Source organism: Mesorhizobium sp. INR15, from assembly GCF_015500075.1.
GTDB lineage: Bacteria > Pseudomonadota > Alphaproteobacteria > Rhizobiales > Rhizobiaceae > Mesorhizobium.
This window is the reverse complement of record NZ_CP045496.1, coordinates 2219659-2238282: the sequence shown is the minus strand read 5'-3', so window position 1 is coordinate 2238282 and position 18624 is coordinate 2219659. Positions and strand designations below refer to the sequence as shown.

The window sequence follows — 18624 nt, the reverse complement described above, 5'->3', positions numbered from 1 at the left end:
TGGAAGGCCTGCCGTGCCTGATACGCCCGACGCCTGCGCATGGCAACCACAATGCCGCCCCCCGGAGGCGCCATTTTGGCACATGCCCAAGGCGCGCCTGTCAGTCCGGAATTGTCAGCGCGCCGCAATCGTCGTCGGCGATGAAGGTGGCCAGCAGTTCCGCTGGCTCCGTGGCACTGGCATTTTCGGCGAACAGATGGATCACGCCGGGTGGCTCGAACCAGGTCTGCCCCTTGGCAAAGGTGCCGACCGGACCGCCCTCCAGTTGCGAGCGCAGCGTGCCCTTCAGCACGAAAGCGCTCACCGAACCGGGGTGACGATGCCTTGACGTATAGGCATTCGGCGGAAACGCGACGATTGCGGTGGTGATCGATTTTCCCGGAACGTTGGGTAGCCGCTCGCATGAAATCGGCGTGACGACCGTCTTCGGCCGCGCCTGGGCGCCACTCCCGGCATCGGCCATTGCCATATGCATATGCACGCCGACATCACCGTCGGCGGTCATCGCGATTCCTTGATGGGTTTGAACCACCATCGTCGCGAACGCGGCCAGCGCCGCGCCCAGCAGTGTCAACGGCAACACGGCCCGCGAACCGAAAGGATTCCCGATCGCTCTCATGACAATATCTCCAGCAATTGGTTCGTTCAGGACGGCAGGCGAAAGTCCGCGCGCCAGCCAAGCCCGGCGACAGCTTTTTCCGTTGCGGCGTAGCTGTTGGGTTCGGCCACGTTGAAGGCACCCGCTTCGCCCTTCTCGATAGCAAGCAAGGCGGCATGGGCGGCCGCGTCGACATGCACCGGCGCCGAGCCGGAGGCCGCCTCAACACCCGTACCAGGGCCATAAAGCTGGCCATAGCGCAGCACGATGCCGGTCAGGGGTGGCGAGCCAAGCACCTGGTTTTCAAGCGCGATCACGCCGCCGACGCTGATGCCCCGATTGCCCTCGGCCTTACCGTCGAGGGGATCGGTTTCAGCGTGCGGCTCGGGGCCCGGCGCATAGGCCCAGGCAATGCTCTGCGCGATCAGGCGGCGGGCGCCGGCCGCCCTTGCCGCGGCGACGAGATTGCGCGTCCCCTCGTCGCGAATGCGGGCATTGCGGGCTACCGCCTCGCCCATTCTGGCCGGATCAAGACCGGCCGGCAGATCGGTCAGCTGGTGGATCAGGATGTCCGGCTTCGCCGCGACGACCGCACGCGACAATGCGCCGGCGTCGAAGACATCGACAATCACGGGCCCGACGCCGAGCGACCGCAGTGCCTCGGCCTTTCTCGCCTGGCGCGTGGTTCCGGTGACATGATGACCCGCGCCGAGCAGCAGGGGGATCAGCCGCTGGCCGATGGCGCCCGAAGCGCCGGCAAGAAAGATTCGATAGCCCATCGTCATTGCTTCCATATCGTTATAGTATCAGTGCACGAACAACATATAAGAGCTCTTACATTATGCGCAAGCCCAATCCGCATCCGCCTATCCCGGCTCCTGGCGAGGGCAAGCGCGGCGAAGAGGGCTATCTCGGCTACCTGCTGCGGCAGGCGGCGGGCGCGCATCGGCTCAAGGTGGAACGGGCGCTAGCCAGTCTCGATGTGACGCAGCCGCAATTCGTGACGCTGACCATGCTGGCCGCCTATCCCGGGCTTTCCAACGCCGACCTTGCCCGGCTGGCCGTGCTCACCCCGCAGACGGTCAGCGTCATCGTCGCCAATCTCGAGCGCGCCGGTTCGCTGGTGCGCAAACCGCACGCGATCCATGGCCGTATCCAGCATCTCGATCTCAGTGACAGCGGCAAGGCACTCTTGAAAACCTGCCGCGAGCGCGTGCATGCGATCGAGAACGAACTGACGGAAGGCCTATCCGCCGAGGCGGAGCAGAATGTCCGGCGCTGGCTGGTCAGCGTTGCGACGGGCGCCGCCGCCAAAGCTTGAACCGCTGCCCTCAGGTGGGCTTGGCTTCGCCCGCTTCATAAAGCACGAGACTGCGCTCGCCGATGCCAAGTGCCGGCCAGCTCGCGCGCCAGTCCGCCAGGTGCGGCGAGGCGAAATGCGCGTCGAGCGATGCCCTGTCGCTCCACACTTCCGTGACCCGGATGAGCCCGGCATCGAAGACATCCCGCGCATAGGAATATTCGAGGCAGCCGAGTTCGGCGCGGCTGCCTGAAACCATGCGCTCCATGGCCGGCCTTGCTTCCGCGAGCTTATCGGGCGGCAGACGGATAGTGCCGATGATCACCAGCATGCGCTTTTCCCTTTGCAAGACACCATCTGGTTAGCCAGTCTCCCACCCTCGCGCAAGCTTGACCGTCTAGGCTCACAGGGCTGCCACGCGGGCAGGTCTGTGACTTGAGGACGATATGGCGATCAGCGAAAGCATAGCGACAGGCTCAGCGGCCAAGAATGGCCGCGACGTCTTCTTCGCCATCGGCATCGTCACCATCCTGGCCGTGCTGTTCCTGCCGATCCCGGCATTTCTCATCGATATCGGCCTCGCCTTCTCGATCGCGCTTTCGGTTCTGATCCTGATGGTGGCGCTGTGGATCCAGCGGCCGCTGGATTTCTCGTCCTTCCCGACCGTGCTGCTGATCGCGACCATGCTGCGGCTGTCGCTCAACATCGCCACCACGCGCATGATCCTGTCGCATGGCAACGAGGGCACGCATGCCGCCGGCTATGTCATCGCCGGCTTCTCAAAGCTGGTGATGGCCAGCGATTTCGTCATCGGCCTTATCGTGTTCATGATCCTGATCGTGGTGAACTTCATCGTCATCACCAAGGGCGCGACGCGTATCGCCGAAGTCGGCGCGCGCTTCACTCTCGATGCCATCCCCGGCAAGCAGATGTCGATCGACGCCGACCTGTCCGCCGGCATGATCGACGACAAGACGGCGCAGCTGCGCCGCCGCGAACTGGAGGAGGAATCCTCCTTCTTCGGCTCGATGGACGGTGCTTCGAAATTCGTGCGCGGCGACGCCATCGCCGGCCTCATCATCACCGCCATCAACATCGTCGGCGGCATCGCCATCGGCTACATCAGGCACGGCATGGGCATGGGCGAAGCCGCCGACGTGTTCATCAAGCTGTCGGTCGGCGACGGTCTCGTCACCCAGATCCCGGCGCTGATCGTCTCGCTTGCCGCCGGCCTGCTCGTTTCCAAGGGCGGCACCCGTGGTTCCACCAACCAGGCGGTGTTCGGCCAGCTGGGCGCGCATCCGCGCGCGCTCTATGTGGCGGCGTCGCTGCTGGTGCTGCTCGGCCTGATGCCCGGCCTGCCGGTGTTTCCGTTCTTCGCGCTGGCCGCCGGCATGGCCGGTCTCGGCTACGTCATCCCGATGCGCGCCAACCGCGCCATCGCCGAGGCGGAGGCGGTCAAGAGCCAGGAGAAGGCAACCAAGGCCGAGGAGGAAAAGAACTCGGTCAAGGCGTCGCTCGCCACCGCCGAGATCGAGCTTCTGATCGGCAAGCAGCTTTCCACCCGGCTGCTGGTGTCGCACCAGGAACTGGTCTTCCGCATGTCCAAGATGCGCAAGAAGTTCGCCACGCAATACGGCTTCGTCGTGCCGGAAGTGCGCGTCGCCGACGACTTCGCCATTCCGCCGAAAAGCTACCAGATCAAGGTGCACGGCACCGTCGTCGCCGAATACCAGATGCGCGTCGGCGAAATCATGGTGCTGCTCGGTAACCGCAACATACCGGAAGTGCCCGGCGAGGAGATCCGCGAGCCGGCCTTCGGCATGCGCGCCTACTCCGTGATCGAGACCTTCGCCGAGGATCTGAAGCGCGAGAACTACACCTTCGCCGACAACATGTCGGTGCTGCTCACCCACCTCTCCGAAGTCATCCGCAACAACCTGCCGCAGCTTCTGTCCTACAAGGACATGAAGGCGCTGCTCGAGCGGCAGGACCAGGAATACCGCAAGCTGGCCGATGAGGTCTGCACCACGCACATCTCTTATCCGGGCCTGCAGGCGGTGCTGAAGCTGCTGCTTGCCGAGCGCGTCTCGATCCGCAACCTCCACCTGATCATCGAGGCCATCGCCGAGATCGCCCCGCATGTTCGCCGCACCGAGCAGATCGTCGAGCATGTGCGCATCCGCATGGCGCAGCAGATCTGCGGCGACCTGTCGGAAGGCGGCGTGCTGAAGGTGCTGCGCCTCGGCAACCGCTGGGACCTGGCCTTCCATCAGAGCCTCAAGCGCGACGCCAAGGGCGAGGTGCGCGAGTTCGACATCGACCCGCGCCAGCTGGAAGAATTCGGCCAGGACGCCACCAAGGCAATCAAGCAATATCTCGAGGCCGGTGAGCGTTTCGTCCTCGTCACCGCGCCCGATGCCCGTCCCTATGTGCGCATGATCATCGAGCGCCTGTTCACCACGCTGCCGGTGCTCAGCCATGTCGAAATCGCCAAGGGCGTTGAGATCAGGGTGCTCGGGACCATATCGTGACCGCGCTCTCGCAAGGCGTCGTCATCGCGGCGTTCCTCGCCTTCTGCCGCATCGGCGCTTGCTTCATGCTGATGCCGGGCCTGTCCAGCGCCCGCGTGCCGATCCAGGTCAGGCTGTTCGTCGCGGTCGCCGCCACCGGCGGCCTGCTCACCTTCCTCTGGGACCGCATCTTTCCCTTTGTCGATCCGCGCCCGCAGATCCTCGTGCCGATGATCATCTCGGAACTTCTGGTCGGCGGGCTGATCGGCGCCATGACCAGGCTCTACATGGAAGCCTTGCGCTTCATGGGCTCGTCCATCGCCATGCTGATCGGCTATGGCGGCTCCGGCGGCCCGGCGATCGAGGAGCCCGAACCGCAGGCGGCACTTGCCGCCCTCATCTCGTTTTCGGCGCTGATGCTGCTCTTCGTCTTCGATTTCGACCATGAGATCGTGCGCGCGCTGGTGGCGTCCTACACGGTTGCGCCGGTCAACATCTTCTTCAACCCGCAGGCGGCACTGGTCGATGTCACCGACACGATTTCGGATGCCTTCTTCCTGGTCATCCGCCTCGGCAGCCCGTTTGTCGCCTATGCCATCCTCATCAATCTGACGATCGGCTTCGTCAACAAGCTGACCCCACAGGTCCCGGTCTATTTCATCTCGCTGCCCTTCGTCATCGCCGGCGGGATGATCATCTTCTATTTCGCCATCGGCACCATGCTGTCGCTGTTCGCCAACGGCTTCGTCAACCTCACGCTGGCACGGTGAAGCGATGAGCACGCGCAAGGACCGCCTGAAGAAACTGGTCAAGGTGCAGGAGCAGATGAAGGCGCTGCACGAGACCCGCCACGCCACCTTCCTCGCCGCAGCCGCCACCGCCGAGACCGAGGCCAGGGAACTGGTCGCGCATTTCGACCAGACGGACTCCCTCTCCGGCATTTTTCCAGATCTCTATCACCGCCGCATCGCCAGCGCCGTCGTGCGCCAGGAGGCTGGGCTTGAGAGCGCCCGGAAGGAAGCCGGCCTGATCGCCGCCGCCACCGCCCGCACCAACATGGTCGAGCGCGCCTACAAGGACGTGCGCAACCGCGACGAACGCGAACGCTCCGACCGCGAACGCCTAGACCTGATCGCGCAGAAGCGGAGTGACGGGTAGCGGGGCGCGTGTTCTGATTGTGGCCTTGGGCAGAACCGGTCAACACATATCCGACCCGCCAGCGTCAGATCCTGCGGAGCGCGTCAGCGGGGAGAAGGCGCGTGGCGCGCCAAGCCGGGTAGAACGCACCGAGGGGCCCAGCGATGAAGACGAAGATCAGTGCCTGCGCTATCGACCAGCCAGACAGGTAAGGCACGATCAGCCCCGCCGCGAACTTTGTCTTCGCCGCCATTTCCATGGCAATGGCGCCGAGAATGATCCCGATAATCCCGCCAGCTGCGCTCATGATGACGCCTTCGATCAGAATGAGCCGAAGAATCCGCGGGGGTGACCAGCCAAGCGCTGCGAGAACTCCGATCTCGAATGTCCGTTCGTTCACGGCCATCAGAAGTGTATTGGCAACGGCGACAGAGGCCATCGCCATAACGACCAGTGAAATTGTCTGAGCAATCGCCTGAAGCAGATCGAAGATGCGGATGCTGCTGGCAAACTGCTCGGTGTCGCCCACCTCGAACCCCGGTGCGGCTGCGATGAGCCGGTTTCGGGCAACAGCGATATCGTTCTTGTCGAGCGGGCGCTTCAGCTTCACCTCGAACAAGGTAAACACGTCCTGCCGCGACAGGAGTTGCTGCAAGCCTTCGAGCGGAACGATCGCGCTGTTCTGGTTCAGCACGGACGAGAACGAGGCGATGCCGACAATCGTGTAGGGCTGGAACTGCAGCTCGACAGTATCGCCGACCCGCTTGTCCAACGCGCTGGCGATCGACTGACCAAGGATCACGGGCCATTGGTCCCCCGGCGCCGGCACTCGCCCCGCTACGAGCGGCATGTCCTTCCACAGGAAGCTGCCGCTCGGCCAGCCGGCCATGACAATATTCGCGGCGTCGTCAGCGGTGGTGATGTTGAGGAGAACGCCCGAAACGGCCTCGACGTTCGGCACCGCGGACAGCGCCGGGCCGAGCGACGTTGGCACGGTGCTGCTCACCAGGTTGAAGGCGCTGCGCTGGCTGACTACAACATCCGCGCCGTTCTCATCGATCCCCGACGCAAACGAGTGTTGGACACCGGCGGTCAGCCCGGTAAGTGACACAAACCCCGCGACCGCCAAGGCGATGCCGAGAACCGTCAGCAAGGTGCGAAGTGGCCGTGCAAGGAGACCGCGCAAGGGAAGGGTCAGCTCGGTCATGGGTCAGCCGATCCGCGACACAGGCGTCGCCGCCATTCGGCTGTCCGAACGGATGCGGCCGTCGGAGATTTCGACCCGCCGGCCGCACAATGCGGCCACGTCCTCGTCATGCGTCACCACGATCACTGCCGTACCGAACTCGCGGTGCACATTGCCGATGATGCTCATCACCGATTGGCTCGTCTGCACGTCGAGGCTGCCTGTCGGTTCGTCGGCGACGAGAAGTTTTGGACGGTTGGCAAGCGCCCGCGCGATTGCCAGCCGCTGGCGTTCGCCGCCCGAAAGCTCTGCCGGCCGCAGCGTAGCGCGCTCGGCAAGACCGAAACGGGCAAGAAGTTCCAGCGCGCGGTCGCGACGCTGCCGCGCGCCGCCGAGGTTTCCCAACAAAGCCACCTCGATGTTCTCGCGCGCCGACAGGGATTGGAGCAAGAAGAAGTTCTGGAAAACGATGCCGATCCTGCTGGCCCGGACGGCTGCCCATGCAGCCCTGCCGTTGACGGCCCGTCCTTCGAACCGGACTTCGCCGCGCGTCGGCCGGTCGAGCCCGCAGATAAGGTTCAGGATCGTGGACTTGCCGCTGCCGCTGCGGCCGACAATGGCGACGGTCTCGTCATTTTCGATCGACAGCGAGACGTCTTCAACGGCGACGATGCGGCCGCCGTCAAAGTCGCGACCGACATTGCTCAATTCGACGAGGACGGACATGAGCACCGGCGAGGGATCATACCCGGCCTTTCCTGAGATCGGCCACAAGGGCCGGGATCGAGCCGCCATTGCCGGCGAGCAGCTGGGCAATACGGTCGCGCTGCTGCACGGTCACCGAGCCGCCGTCGACAAAGACATCGCCGATGCACAATTGTCCGCGGCAGTGGCGCACACGCCAGTCAACCGACGTTGGGCGATGGAGCGCCCGGCGGAATTCGCTGCGCACCAGGATGTCGCCGTTGGCCAGGGCTTTTGTGCCGAGCACGGCGAAATTCCTGTCCTGCGTCCGCTCCAGCTTGTCGGCCAGCCTGTGCGCGATGGCATAAAGCAGCGCATCGACCACCGCGGCGCGGTCGTCCGCACTGGCGCTGCGCCAATGCGTCCCGAGTACGGCTTGGGCGATTCCTTTTCCGTCGAACGCCGCGGAGATCGAGCGGAGCTGCGCCGCCTCGGCGGGTCCGCCGTGCCCAAGCACAATCGCCGCCTGGCGCACGGTCTCAACCAGCTCAACGGCGCCATTCTGCTCATCGGCGGCCGCCGAAAACGATGGAGCACAGGTCGCGAGCAGCAGAGAGACAAGTAGAAGCCGGGCCAAAGCTGCCCAGCGTGCGTGCGACCATGGGCCTGCTGTCATGATCCCATGTCATCCAATGCGCGGTTGGCTGTCAATATCGAGCGTCCCGGGAGCCGGCGCAGGCGCATGGCCAAAAGCGGCGGCCAGCGGTTCGAGGCGGGCCACACGCGCTTTCTGCGCTTCCGTCAGGTCGGGATGGCGGTTTCGCACCCGTTTGCCGAACGTCGCGGCGACCCGGGGTATCCGCTCCTCGCAGGCCTGGGAAAATGGCAGACCCAGCTCGCGGTAAATCCGCTTCATCTCGCCCATGGGATCGGCACTGAGGTCCTGCAGCCGTACTTCCGCCAGGTCGGCGGCGGGAATCCGGGCTCTATCCGCCAGATAGTGCATCTCTGTCGCGAGATACTCGCGAGTGATGATCTCCTCCTGCTCCTCCTCGGGCAGTGGCGACTGCAGGGCGAATGCACGTTGCAATTCGCGCACCAGAAGGATGTTGGACCTGAACACCACTTCCGGCGAACGGGAGATGTGGACAAACTTGGCGCCCGGAAACAGTTCCAAAAGGTAGCGGACGCGCGCCGTGTGGCTCGGCGACTTGAGCAGCAGCCGCCGCCCCCCCGCTATCAGCGTAAGTTTCTGGACGAAAGCGAATTGATGGGTGCGCCAGCGGCTGAACTCGTCCGCCGAAAGCGCGTCGAGATCGTGAAAGCGATTGAAGAAGGCTTGCCTGCGAGGGAGTATGGCGCGCCCGGCGAGGATGGACATCCCGCCCAGATTGTTCAACGCGAAGTCGTCCTCCGCTGGCAGCTTGCCGCCCACCGGCACGACCGCGTTGAGGCGCGTCAACGGTAGCAAGGGTACGAAGAGGTAGCGCAGGAGAACCCACCCAGCGACGAATCCTTGAGGGGCAAGGACCTGCGGCCAAGTCGGCGATTTCAGGCTCGGATCGGCTGCCAGCAGGTTCTGCAAAAACGTCGTACCGGACCGGAAATAGCCGAGGACGAACACGGGCGCGTTGTCATGCTCCATCCGGGGAGGCCGCAGCCGCAACCATGCCCAAAGGATCACGCGCTCCGGCATGGAGGCGACCGTGGTGACCGCCGAAAGCAGGAGCAGCAGAAACAGGCGCGGCCAGTAAGCGGGAGGGATCTGGCCTTCCGCGCGCCACAGGATTCGCAGTACGGGATCAAGAGGTGCCACGCACATAAAGTGCGGATACGGCAAATAGGGCACTAGCCAAGAGGCCGCGAAAGCTCGGATGCGTTGTCGGAGACGCGGCAATGCGATGTTTTCGCGCATCGCCTTCATCAGGCAGTCCGGAACATCATGGTCTCGGTAGTCAATCCGGGTCCGAACGCCATGCCGCAGCCCAGCAAGCCCGACGGCTCCTTCAGCATCTCGGCCATCACGAACATCACGGTTGCCGACGACATGTTACCATATTTCCGGAGCACTTCGCGCGATGCGGCGAGCGCTACCGGCTCCAGCTTGAGTGCCCGCTCAACCGCGTCAAGCACGGAGCGGCCGCCAGGATGCACCGCCCACAAATCGATCTCCCTGGCCGGCCTGCCGCCGAGGATGGCCGCATGGTTGTTGCGCAGCGTCTCACGCACCGCGCCGGGAACCTGGCCGGACAGCACCATGTCAAAGCCGTCATCGCGGATGTGCCAGCTCATCAGCTCCTTGCGCTCCACTGCCACGATGGCGTGGAAGCTTTCGAGCAGAATGCCGTTCGGTTCGGCTGTTACCAGCGAGGCCGCGCAACCGTCGCCCCACAGGCAGAACGAGATCAGCTTCTCAAGCTCGGCGGCTTCCCTGAAATGCAGCGTGCACAATTCGATGTTGACGATCAGCACGCGGGCCTTGGGGTCGGAGCGCACCATGTGGCGTGACAGCTTCAAGGCGTTGATGGCGGCATAGCATCCCATGAAGCCGACGATGGTACGCTCGACCGACGTCGCCAGGCCGCATCGCTGCACCAGCTCGAGGTCGATGCCAGGCGCCGAAAAGCCGGTGCAGCTGGTCACGATCAAATGCGTGATCGCAGAGCGGTCGTCGTCAGCCAGAAGCTTGTCGACGGCCTTTTGCGCGAGCGCCGGCGCGGCGGCTTCGTACATCTCCATACGGATCGCGGTGCTGGCGAACGAGCCCCTGACCGAGGTGCCGCCGCGGTCGATCGCCCCGCCACGCGGATCGTCGGCGGGCGCAAAACAGGAATAGCGATGTTCGATCCCAGCCAGAGCGACCATTCGCTCGAACACCGTCGAACGCTGGGCATCGTCTTCAAGCAGCAAAGCTCCATAGCGGAGGTAGAACTGATGCACGTCGTGTTCGGGGACACACGTCGCAACCCGGTTCAAGTATGCCTGTGGGGACAAGATTACTCCGAAAACGAGCCCAATCGGGTCTCATACGAGGTCTAGGAATTGGGAAACGTTTCGTAATGCAAACGCCGGCATAAAGTGTTTTATTGCACGGCACCGATATTTCTCATCGCAAACTGTGATATCAGCCTCTGCTGATGTATGAAAGTGATGGACCTTCGGCTTCGCCATCCAGATTTGTGCCATCTCCGATTCATCGCATGACCGACATAAATTACCGGCATCTGGAGCCAGAGCTCCTCGACGGCCTCCCGGCCGACGATCCCTCGGCGATCGCGTCGCGTCGTGATCTCGTTCTCATCAATACATTGATGTTCCAGGCCAGGATCATGGCATCGCTGTTGCGGGCGAATGTGCGGACGCCGCCGCGGCGCATCCTCGAAATCGGCGCTGGTGACGGAAAGTTCATGCTGAAAGTGGCGCGGCTGATGGCCAAGCGTTGGCCCAGCGTCGAGATCGTCATGGTCGATAGGATCGACCTGATCGGCCAGGACGTGCGCAACGCTTTCGCCAAGATCGGCTGGCGGGCGCGACCCGTAATCGCTGACATGTTCGATGTGGCGAACGAAGCGCTGCACGGGCCCTTCGATCTTGTCTGCGCCAACCTCATCCTGCATCACTTCGACGACACGCGCCTGCTGGAGCTGTTTACTCGGATCATGACGATGGCGCCGATGCTTGTCGCGGCGGAGCCGTTGAGGGCCAGGGTGCCACTTGTCGCGACACGGGTGCTGCCATTGATCGGCGCCTGCGCGGTAACGCTGAACGACGCGGCGCAAAGTGTCCGCGCCGGTTTTCGCGGCACCGAACTTTCCCGGATATGGCAACAGTGCGGTGGAACGCCCGTGGTGGAGGGCCGCAAGGGTCTGTTCACCCAAGCTTTTGTCGGCGCCAGCATGCCCGGCACCAGATGACGCACGACGCGATCGTCATCGGTGGTGGTCCTGCCGGCAGTTCCGTCGCCATTGCGCTGGCCCAGCATGGCTGGTCGGTCGCAATGGTGGAGAAAATGGTGTTTCCACGCCGGAAGGTCTGCGGCGAATTCATGTCCGGCACCAGCCTTGGCTTGCTCGACCGGCTGGGCGTCGGCGATATCTGGCGCGCGGAAGCCGGTCCCGAAATACGTCGCGTCGGGTTCTTCTCGGGCGATGTCTCGGCGCAGGCGCGCATGCCGATCGCCAGGACGGGTCTTGGCCGCGCGCTCGGCCGCGATCGTCTGGATACCATCCTGCTGCAGGCCGCCGAAAACGCGGGTGTCGAAATCCTCCAGCCCTGCAAGGCTGTCGCCATTGATCGGCGCGATGATCTGCAATTCGTGACCGTCGAGGCGGACCAGCAGCAAAAAACGCTCAGCGCGCCTGTCATCATTGCCGCGCATGGATCCTGGGAACCCGGGAAACTGCCAAGCCAGATTCAGAGAATAAGCCAACCTTCCGACCTTTTCGGTTTCAAGGCGCATTTTACCGGCGCCGCGCTGGCGCCCGACCTGATGCCGCTGCTGGTGTTCCCGGGCGGCTATGGTGGGATGGTAACGGCGGACCGTGGCCGGGTTTCGATGTCCTGCTGTATCCGCCGCGATGTTCTGTCCGGGCTGCGCCAGCGCTTTGGAAACATCGCGGCAGCGGATGCCCTATCGCGCCACGTCGTGGTCTCGTGCCGAGGCGTGGCAAATGTGCTTGATGGTGCCGAACTGGATGGCCCATGGCTCGCTGCCGGGCCTATTCATCCCGGCATTCGGGCCGGCTATGAACAGGGCATCTTCCGCGTCGGCAACATCGCGGGCGAGTCGCATCCCGTCATTGCCGAAGGGATTTCGATGGCGCTGCAATCCGGCTGGCTGCTGGCGCGGGAACTGGTCGCATCGGGCAAAGGTCATGAGGGCCGCGACGACGCCGGACATCGCTACGAACGCGAGTGGCGCCGGCAATTCTCGACTCGTCTGCGTGCCGCGGCCTTGATTGCGCGAATAGCTCTCAGGCCCGGCAGTCAGATGGTTATGCGAACCGTGATCAAGACTTTCCCGGCGGCTCTAACGCTTGGCGCTCGATTGAGCGGAAAGACCCAGCCTGTTCCGGGCTTTTGACGTCAAGTAGCGCTGCTCGCTGACCTGCCAAGGGCTGACGCTAGATGAACGCTCGTCCCCGTCGCGATCACCCAGGTTACGAGCTGAATGGTGGCCGGCCTGACGGGGTTTTGCTTCGGGATGTCGTACCGATGTTGGTGCTCGAACTGGCGGCTGGCCTCAGCCATGGCGCGGATCCAACAACCGCCTCCTCTCTCTCGCGTAAGCCTGCCACAAGCTTGCTAAGGCATGGTCTAGCCACGGAAAACCGGCAAAAGGCGGACTTTCTTGGCTATTTCTCCACCCAGTGACATCGTGATGGATGTTGCCCGCGCTGTTGAGCCGGCTGACATCGAGGCGGCCAGGGCCGCGCTAACCAAGCGCGCCGGTGGCGCTGCCGGCACGTTCTCGATCGACACGGCGGACGCCGTCAATGCCGGCTCGATCCTGTCGCGCGCCACGGCCGACGCCGCGGCGGTGACAGCCGACCCCTCCAAGAAATTCAAGAAATTCGAGGCCATGGTGCTGCAGACGTTCATCCAGAACATGCTGCCCAAGGACACCGAGGGCGTCTACGGCAAGGGCTTGGCCGGCGACATGTGGAAATCGCAGCTTGCCGAGCGCATGGCCGATGTCATGGCCGATCGCGGCGGCATCGGCATCGCCAAGTCCATGCTGGCCGACCACTATCGCAAGGGCAAGCAGGTGGTGCCGATCGGCCCGGTCTCGGGCGGACCGGAAAAGACCGAGATCGACCAGCAGACCCGGCTCTCCACCTCGCTGGTGCATGAATTGCAGCGCAAGGCCGCGAAATCGATGACCGGCGACGATATGACCATCAAGACAGACATCAAGATCTAGGATTCTCATGGCTGATTATTCGGAATTCAACTCCAATCTGCCGGCACGCACTGTTACGGCGGAAGCGCCGATTCCGTTCGCGCGCCCAGGAAACCTCGCCGCCATCATCGGCCGCATCGAGGAGGTGGTCGAGGAAGAGACGGCCGGCATCCGCAGCGACACAAGCTACGACCTCAAGGCGTCGAACGCCCGCAAGAGCCGCTATCTCTATGAGCTGAACCGCGCCATGAAGGGCGGCAGCGAAGCGGAATTCCTGGAACAGCACCGCGAGGGCCTGACACGGCTGCGCCAGAAGCTGGCCAGGAACGAGGCCGCGATCGTCGCCCATCTGAGCGCCGTCAACGAAGTCGCCAATCTGCTGAAGAGCGCCATCCAGCGCGCGGAGGCCGACGGCACCTACTCGGCCGGCGAATTCGGCTGGGCCAAGGGTTAAGCTCGGGGCCAGATGTTCAAAGTCATCGCCATCGCGATCTGGGTCTGCGCCGCCACGCTCGGCGCGGTGTTCTATTCGTTCCAGGCAACAGGCCAGCGCGGTGTCGGCGAGACGCCGAAGCCGATGCTGGGCGGCCTCGACTACGTCAAGACCGACGTCATCTCGGTGCCGCTGATCCATGACGCCAAGATCGACGGCTATTTCCTGACCAAGCTCGTCTACACGGTCGAGCCCGAGCAGATCAAGAAACTGTCGATCCCGGCGGACGCCCTGATCACCGACGAGGTCTATTCCTACCTCTATGCCCATCCGCAGATCGATTTCACCAAGAAGGACACGATCGACCTCGACGCCTTCCGCGCCGCCATCCGCGATACAATCAACACCCGTGTCGGCATCACTCTGGTGCATGAAGTGCTGATCGATCAGGTCAATTTCCTGGCCAAGGATGAGATCCGCGACAATTGGCTGCGCCGCCGGCAGGGGGCCACGGCGCCAGCGCCCGACACGGCCAAGCCGGCCGCCGCGCACTGACAAGGCCTTCAGCGCGCATTGCACGCCGGATTTGATTGGCGCGAGGCGATTGAACTGTGACTGGACCCGCCCCCGCATCGATAAATCCTCCCTGGTCCAGGGAATCGCGTTGACGTAAACGTCAACCCAAAGCTATATGCGCAAGCGATCATAATCGCCAAACATGCGGGCACCGCGATTTCGGCCAGGTCGAAACGCCATTGCGCGACAGAAGCAACCAGACAAGGAGAACCGCCATGAGCGTTCAGGAGATTGCCGACAAGATCAGCACGCGCGTGGCAAGTGCCGGGTTCGACCGTTCGGTGAAGTTCGATACCGGCAGCGATGGCGTCATCGTCATCGACGGCGCAAGCATCTCGACCACCGATGCGCCGGCCGATTGCACTATCAAGCTCTCGCTCGATGATCTGGATTCGCTGATCTCGGGCGATCTCAACCCGACCATGGCTTTCATGACCGGCAAGATAAAGGTCGAGGGCGACATGACGGTCGCCATGTCGCTCAGCCAGCTGCTAGGGTGAGAAGCAATCCGCGCAGCGGACAAAAAGCCAATTGCTTGGCTTTTTGAGCTTCGAACGGTGAGGCCCAGTCCGCCCTCGGGCGGACAAAAAGGTCCGGTGGACCTTTTTGAGGGACTGAACGCCCGAAGGGCTGGGAGCCTGCGAAGGGCCGGATGACAAGACAAGAAACGAAAGAAAACTCCGCCCGTCCGGGCGGCGTTTTTATTTCAGGACAGTTCCGATGTCTCAAGCCGCTGATGTCAGTTCCTGCGCCTTCAGTTTGCGGCCGGCTGCCTTCAGCGTGCCTTTGGCGCCATCGAGCGCGCCGTCCAGCAGTTCCAGCGCCAGCAGGCGGTGCCGCTCGTAAGGACCGGGCATGGCCAGCGATCCGGTCTTCTCAGCGGAAAAGCCGAAGCGCTCGTAGTAAGGCGCATCGCCGACCAGCATAATCACGGCATGGCCAAGACGCGCCGCTTCCGCGACGGCGTGCTGCATCAATGCCGAGCCGATGCCGGCGCCCTTCAGCGCCGGGTCGACCGCGAGCGGGCCGAGCAGCAAGGCCGCCGGGCCACCCTCGCCCAGCCGCACATCCCAAAGCCGCACGGTGCCGGTCACAGCGCCCGACGCGTCACGCGCGACAAAAGCCAAGCCCTCCGAGGGCCGGCGGCCGCGCCGCAGCTTCTCGGATGACTTCTTGCGGCGCTTCGGCCCCATGGCCTGGTCGAGCAAAGCCTCGCGCGCCGCGACATCGGCTGTGGTTTCGCAAACAATGGCAATCGCCCCTGTCGAGGGGGAGATACCGCCGAAAGCGGAAGAGGGGGTCGAAAGCGTAAAATCTGCACTGTTCATGTCCGCAATCCCTGGCGAGCGGAGATCTGTTCCACAGGCGAGCCGAAGCCGGCGATTGGATCGCCGGCACCGGATGATCTGAAGGCGAGAGCCTTCAGATCACGTAGGATCGGAGAGGCTCGAAGCCGTTGAACGCGACCGCCGAGTAGGTGGTCGTGTAGGCGCCAGTGCCTTCGATCAGCACCTCGTCGCCGATCGTCAGCGACAAGGGCAGCGGGTACGGCGTCTTCTCGTACATCACGTCGGCCGAATCGCAGGTCGGCCCGGCGAGCACGCAGGGCGCGGTCTCGCTGCCGTCATGCGCGGTGACGATCGGATAGCGGATCGCCTCGTCCATCGTCTCGGCCAGACCGCCGAACTTGCCGATGTCGAGGAACACCCAGCGCACATTGTCGTTTTCGGCCTTCTTCGAGATCAGCACGACTTCCGACTTGATGACGCCGGCATTGCCGACCATGCCACGGCCCGGCTCGATGATGGTTTCGGGAATGGCATTGCCGAAATGCTTGCGCAGCGCAGAAAAGATCGCCTGGCCATAGGCCTGGGCCGCCGGCACGTCACGCAGGTAGCGCGTCGGGAAACCGCCGCCCATATTGACCATCTTCAGGACGATGCCTTCGTCAGCCAGCGTCGAGAACACCTTCTTGGCATCGGCCAGCGCACGGTCCCAGGCGGTCAGGTCCGTCTGCTGAGAGCCGACATGGAACGACACGCCATAGGCGTCGAGGCCAAGCGCCTTGGCCTGGCGCAGCACGTCGACGGCCATTGCAGGCACGCAGCCGAACTTGCGCGACAGCGGCCACTCGGCGCCTTCACCATCGGTCAAAACGCGGCAGAACACGCGAGCACCAGGAGCGACGCGGGCGATCTTCTCGACCTCTTCGACGCAATCCACAGCGAAAAGGCGAATGCCCAGCTGATAGGCGCGCGCGATATCGCGCTCCTTCTTGATGGTGTTGCCGAAGGAGATGCGGTCCGCCGGCGCACCGGCGTCCATCGCCATCTCGACTTCGGCAACGGAAGCGGTGTCGAAGGACGAGCCCATCGCAGCAAGAAGGCGCAGGATTTCCGGCGCCGGGTTTGCTTTCACCGCGTAGTAGATCTTGGAATCGGGCAGTGCCTTCTCGAAGGCACGGAAATTGTCGCGAACGACATCGAGGTCGACGACGAGGCAGGGGCCGGCCGGACGTCGGGTGGCGAGGAAGTCAAGGATGCGCTGGGTAGCCATCGTGGTTTCTCCAACACGCCTTTCGGCGCGCACAAGGGTGCGGACGCGGGCTATCGGCCTCGCGAACACGCGGTCAAACAAAGGCGGGACGGCAATCCATGGAACCAGCCGGTGGAGACCCCGGAACCATGAAACGCCGTCTCGCGGCGATGAACCTCAGCCTTGCCCGGCTTCGGTTCGCTTTGTCTGCCTTGGCTTGGATTGGGAGAACCCCGTTCCGCACTGCCGGCAATGATGGTGTGCCTCTTCAGTAACCCCGGTCTTTGGACAACCGGCAGAGAACCAGAAAGGCCCGCACCGTCGTTGCTTCAAGGTGTCCTCGGTCTGGCGGTTGGCCGCTAAACCGACTGGAGGGGTTAGCTCCAGTTACCTTACCGATTTCCCTCACCATTCGAGGATCGGCGGACACCCACAGGCACGTGCGACTTTGGGCAAGCGCGATATATGGCTGGTTGCCGTCACAATCAATAAAAATCGTATCTCAGGTTGTAAAATTCCTGGCATCGAACAATGCTGCGGCAATCGTATCCGGATATCGAACGATGACAGGCACACACGGCCCCTTCAACGCATTTCTCGACCTCCGCCAGATGCCGGTGGCCAATGCCGAACTCGGGCCGTTGGCAGGCCTGCGGCTGGCGGTCAAGGACATCTACGATGTCGCGGGATATCGCACCGGCTGCGGCAATCCCGCGAAGTTCGCCGAAAACCCTGCCGCGTCGCGCTCGGCACCTGCCGTGCAGATGGTACTCGACGCCGGCGCGCGCTTCGTCGGCAAGACCCAGACCGACGAGCTTGCCTTCTCGCTGTTTGGCCAGAACGCGCATTTTCCGTTCCCGGTAAACCCCGCCGCGCCGGATCGCGTCACCGGCGGCTCATCGTCCGGATCGGCCGCTGCGGTGGCGGGCAGGCTCGCACAGATCGCCACCGGCTCCGACACCGGCGGCTCGATCCGCGCGCCGGCGAGCTTTTGCGGGCTGATCGGCCTGCGCACCACGCATGGCCGCATCCCGCTTGACGGCGCCATGAAGCTGGCGCCGAGCTTCGACACGTTCGGCTGGTTCGCCGACGACATCGAGACCTACGAAACGGTCGGCAAGCTGCTGCTTGGCCGCGACCCGCATCAGCACCCGTTGGACCGCCCGCTGGCGCTGGACTGGCTGGACGAGATGGTCGCCCGCCCGGCACTTGCCGAATATGCCGGGATGAAGGCGCTGGCTGGAGCGGTTCTCGGCGCGCCGGCGACGCCGACGATGCGCTTCACCTCATCTCCCGATGAACTCTACTGGTGCTTCCGCCGGCTGCAGGCCAGGGAAGCCTGGGCAACGCACGGCACCTGGATCACCAGTGGCGAGCGCCAACTCGGCCCCGGCGTTGAAGAGCGATTCGGTTTTGGCCGTGCCGTTGATGACAGGACGGCGCAAACCGAGAAGGTGCGGCGGCTGACCTTTCGCGGTGAGCTGAGCGCCCTGCTCGGCAAGAACGGGTTTCTCATCCTGCCAACCGTTCCTGGCCCCGCGCCCTATGTGAACAGCACGCCCGAGCAGCTCCAGGCCTACCGCGAGCGGGCGCTGCATCTCCTGTGCCTGGCCGGCCTTTCCGGTTTCCCGCAGATCACGCTGCCGATCGGCTCGGTCGCCGGCGCGCCTTTCGGCCTTTCGCTGCTTGGCCCTTCCGGCAGCGACATTGCCCTGATACGGCTCGGCCGAAAACTTCTCGATGCGGCACGAAAGGCCTGA

The 18624-nt window shown here is 63.7% G+C and carries 21 protein-coding genes; 11 read left to right on the top strand and 10 right to left on the bottom strand.

The window, feature by feature from the left end; translation table 11 throughout:
• Positions 1–100: 100 nt before the first annotated feature.
• Both GA829_RS10885 and GA829_RS10880 read right to left on the bottom strand, forming a co-directional pair.
• Positions 101–619, bottom strand: a complete 519-nt coding sequence (locus GA829_RS10885) for a cupin domain-containing protein (RefSeq protein ID WP_195178500.1) — start codon at positions 617–619, stop codon at positions 101–103.
• A gap of 26 nt (positions 620–645) precedes the next feature.
• Positions 646–1377 (bottom strand): NAD-dependent epimerase/dehydratase family protein, encoded by a 732-nt coding sequence (locus tag GA829_RS10880; RefSeq protein ID WP_195178499.1) that lies wholly within the window; start codon positions 1375–1377, stop codon positions 646–648.
• Between the two features lie 62 nt (positions 1378–1439).
• Here GA829_RS10880 and GA829_RS10875 point away from each other — a divergent pair, with 62 nt between their 5' ends.
• The gene (locus tag GA829_RS10875) at positions 1440–1919 is read left to right on the top strand and encodes a MarR family winged helix-turn-helix transcriptional regulator (protein WP_195178498.1); all 480 of its coding nucleotides are present in this window, start codon (positions 1440–1442) and stop codon (positions 1917–1919) included.
• A 10-nt stretch (positions 1920–1929) separates the two neighbouring features.
• On the opposite strand, the gene GA829_RS10870 is transcribed toward GA829_RS10875, so the two are convergent.
• Positions 1930–2229, bottom strand: a complete 300-nt coding sequence (locus tag GA829_RS10870) for a putative quinol monooxygenase (RefSeq protein ID WP_195178497.1) — start codon at positions 2227–2229, stop codon at positions 1930–1932.
• A 115-nt stretch (positions 2230–2344) separates the two neighbouring features.
• Between GA829_RS10870 and flhA the strand changes: the two genes are divergently transcribed.
• The 3 genes from flhA to GA829_RS10855 are packed head-to-tail and all read left to right on the top strand — an operon-like array spanning position 2345 to position 5569.
• Positions 2345–4432, top strand: coding sequence for a flagellar biosynthesis protein FlhA (gene flhA / locus GA829_RS10865; protein ID WP_195178496.1), 2088 nt, complete (start codon positions 2345–2347; stop codon positions 4430–4432).
• Entirely contained in the window at positions 4429–5181 is a 753-nt protein-coding gene (gene fliR / locus GA829_RS10860; RefSeq protein WP_195178495.1) for a flagellar biosynthetic protein FliR, read from the top strand. The genes flhA and fliR overlap by 4 nt, the downstream gene beginning before the upstream one ends.
• Positions 5182–5185: 4 nt before the next feature.
• Entirely contained in the window at positions 5186–5569 is a 384-nt protein-coding gene (locus tag GA829_RS10855) for a hypothetical protein (protein WP_195178494.1), read from the top strand.
• Between the two features lie 64 nt (positions 5570–5633).
• Here GA829_RS10855 and GA829_RS10850 read toward each other — a convergent pair whose 3' ends face one another.
• Genes GA829_RS10850 through GA829_RS10830 form a run of 5 tightly spaced genes read right to left on the bottom strand, consistent with a single transcriptional unit; the run spans position 5634 to position 10358 of the window.
• Positions 5634–6701, bottom strand: a complete 1068-nt coding sequence (locus tag GA829_RS10850; protein WP_210337746.1) for an ABC transporter permease — start codon at positions 6699–6701, stop codon at positions 5634–5636.
• A gap of 57 nt (positions 6702–6758) precedes the next feature.
• A complete protein-coding gene (locus GA829_RS10845; RefSeq protein ID WP_195178492.1) occupies positions 6759–7460 on the bottom strand; it encodes an ABC transporter ATP-binding protein in 702 nt (233 codons plus the stop codon).
• Between the two features lie 16 nt (positions 7461–7476).
• On the bottom strand, positions 7477–8094 hold the full coding sequence (locus GA829_RS10840) for a Tgt2/MlaC family protein (protein ID WP_195178491.1): 618 nt from the start codon (positions 8092–8094) through the stop codon (positions 7477–7479).
• A gap of 9 nt (positions 8095–8103) precedes the next feature.
• Positions 8104–9342, bottom strand: a complete 1239-nt coding sequence (locus GA829_RS10835) for a sulfotransferase family protein (RefSeq protein WP_195178490.1) — start codon at positions 9340–9342, stop codon at positions 8104–8106.
• Positions 9342–10358 carry a type III polyketide synthase gene (locus tag GA829_RS10830; RefSeq protein WP_258052250.1) on the bottom strand — a complete coding sequence of 339 codons (1017 nt, stop codon included), beginning with the start codon at positions 10356–10358 and terminating at the stop codon, positions 9342–9344. Before GA829_RS10830 ends, GA829_RS10835 begins: the two co-directional genes overlap by 1 nt.
• Positions 10359–10618: 260 nt before the next feature.
• Here GA829_RS10830 and GA829_RS10825 point away from each other — a divergent pair, with 260 nt between their 5' ends.
• The 6 genes from GA829_RS10825 (at position 10619) to GA829_RS10800 (ending at position 14829) form a co-directional block, all read left to right on the top strand.
• The gene (locus GA829_RS10825; protein WP_195178488.1) at positions 10619–11332 is read left to right on the top strand and encodes a class I SAM-dependent methyltransferase; all 714 of its coding nucleotides are present in this window, start codon (positions 10619–10621) and stop codon (positions 11330–11332) included.
• On the top strand, positions 11329–12501 hold the full coding sequence (locus tag GA829_RS10820; RefSeq protein WP_195178487.1) for an NAD(P)/FAD-dependent oxidoreductase: 1173 nt from the start codon (positions 11329–11331) through the stop codon (positions 12499–12501). Before GA829_RS10825 ends, GA829_RS10820 begins: the two co-directional genes overlap by 4 nt.
• A 297-nt stretch (positions 12502–12798) precedes the next feature.
• Positions 12799–13341: a rod-binding protein gene (locus GA829_RS10815; protein ID WP_195179598.1), complete on the top strand. Its 543-nt coding sequence runs from the start codon at positions 12799–12801 to the stop codon at positions 13339–13341.
• Between the two features lie 7 nt (positions 13342–13348).
• Positions 13349–13774, top strand: a complete 426-nt coding sequence (locus GA829_RS10810) for a hypothetical protein (RefSeq protein WP_195178486.1) — start codon at positions 13349–13351, stop codon at positions 13772–13774.
• Between the two features lie 12 nt (positions 13775–13786).
• Complete coding sequence (locus GA829_RS10805; RefSeq protein ID WP_195178485.1) at positions 13787–14308, top strand: hypothetical protein; 522 nt, start codon at positions 13787–13789, stop codon at positions 14306–14308.
• Between the two features lie 236 nt (positions 14309–14544).
• Complete coding sequence (locus tag GA829_RS10800; RefSeq protein ID WP_195178484.1) at positions 14545–14829, top strand: SCP2 sterol-binding domain-containing protein; 285 nt, start codon at positions 14545–14547, stop codon at positions 14827–14829.
• A gap of 225 nt (positions 14830–15054) precedes the next feature.
• On the opposite strand, the gene GA829_RS10795 is transcribed toward GA829_RS10800, so the two are convergent.
• Positions 15055–15657, bottom strand: a complete 603-nt coding sequence (locus GA829_RS10795; RefSeq protein ID WP_195178483.1) for a GNAT family N-acetyltransferase — start codon at positions 15655–15657, stop codon at positions 15055–15057.
• 94 nt (positions 15658–15751) lie between these two features.
• Positions 15752–16885, bottom strand: coding sequence for an ornithine/lysine decarboxylase (odc2, locus tag GA829_RS10790; RefSeq protein ID WP_195178482.1), 1134 nt, complete (start codon positions 16883–16885; stop codon positions 15752–15754).
• Positions 16886–17427: 542 nt separating this feature from the next.
• Between odc2 and GA829_RS10785 the strand changes: the two genes are divergently transcribed.
• Entirely contained in the window at positions 17428–18624 is a 1197-nt protein-coding gene (locus GA829_RS10785) for an amidase (RefSeq protein WP_195178481.1), read from the top strand.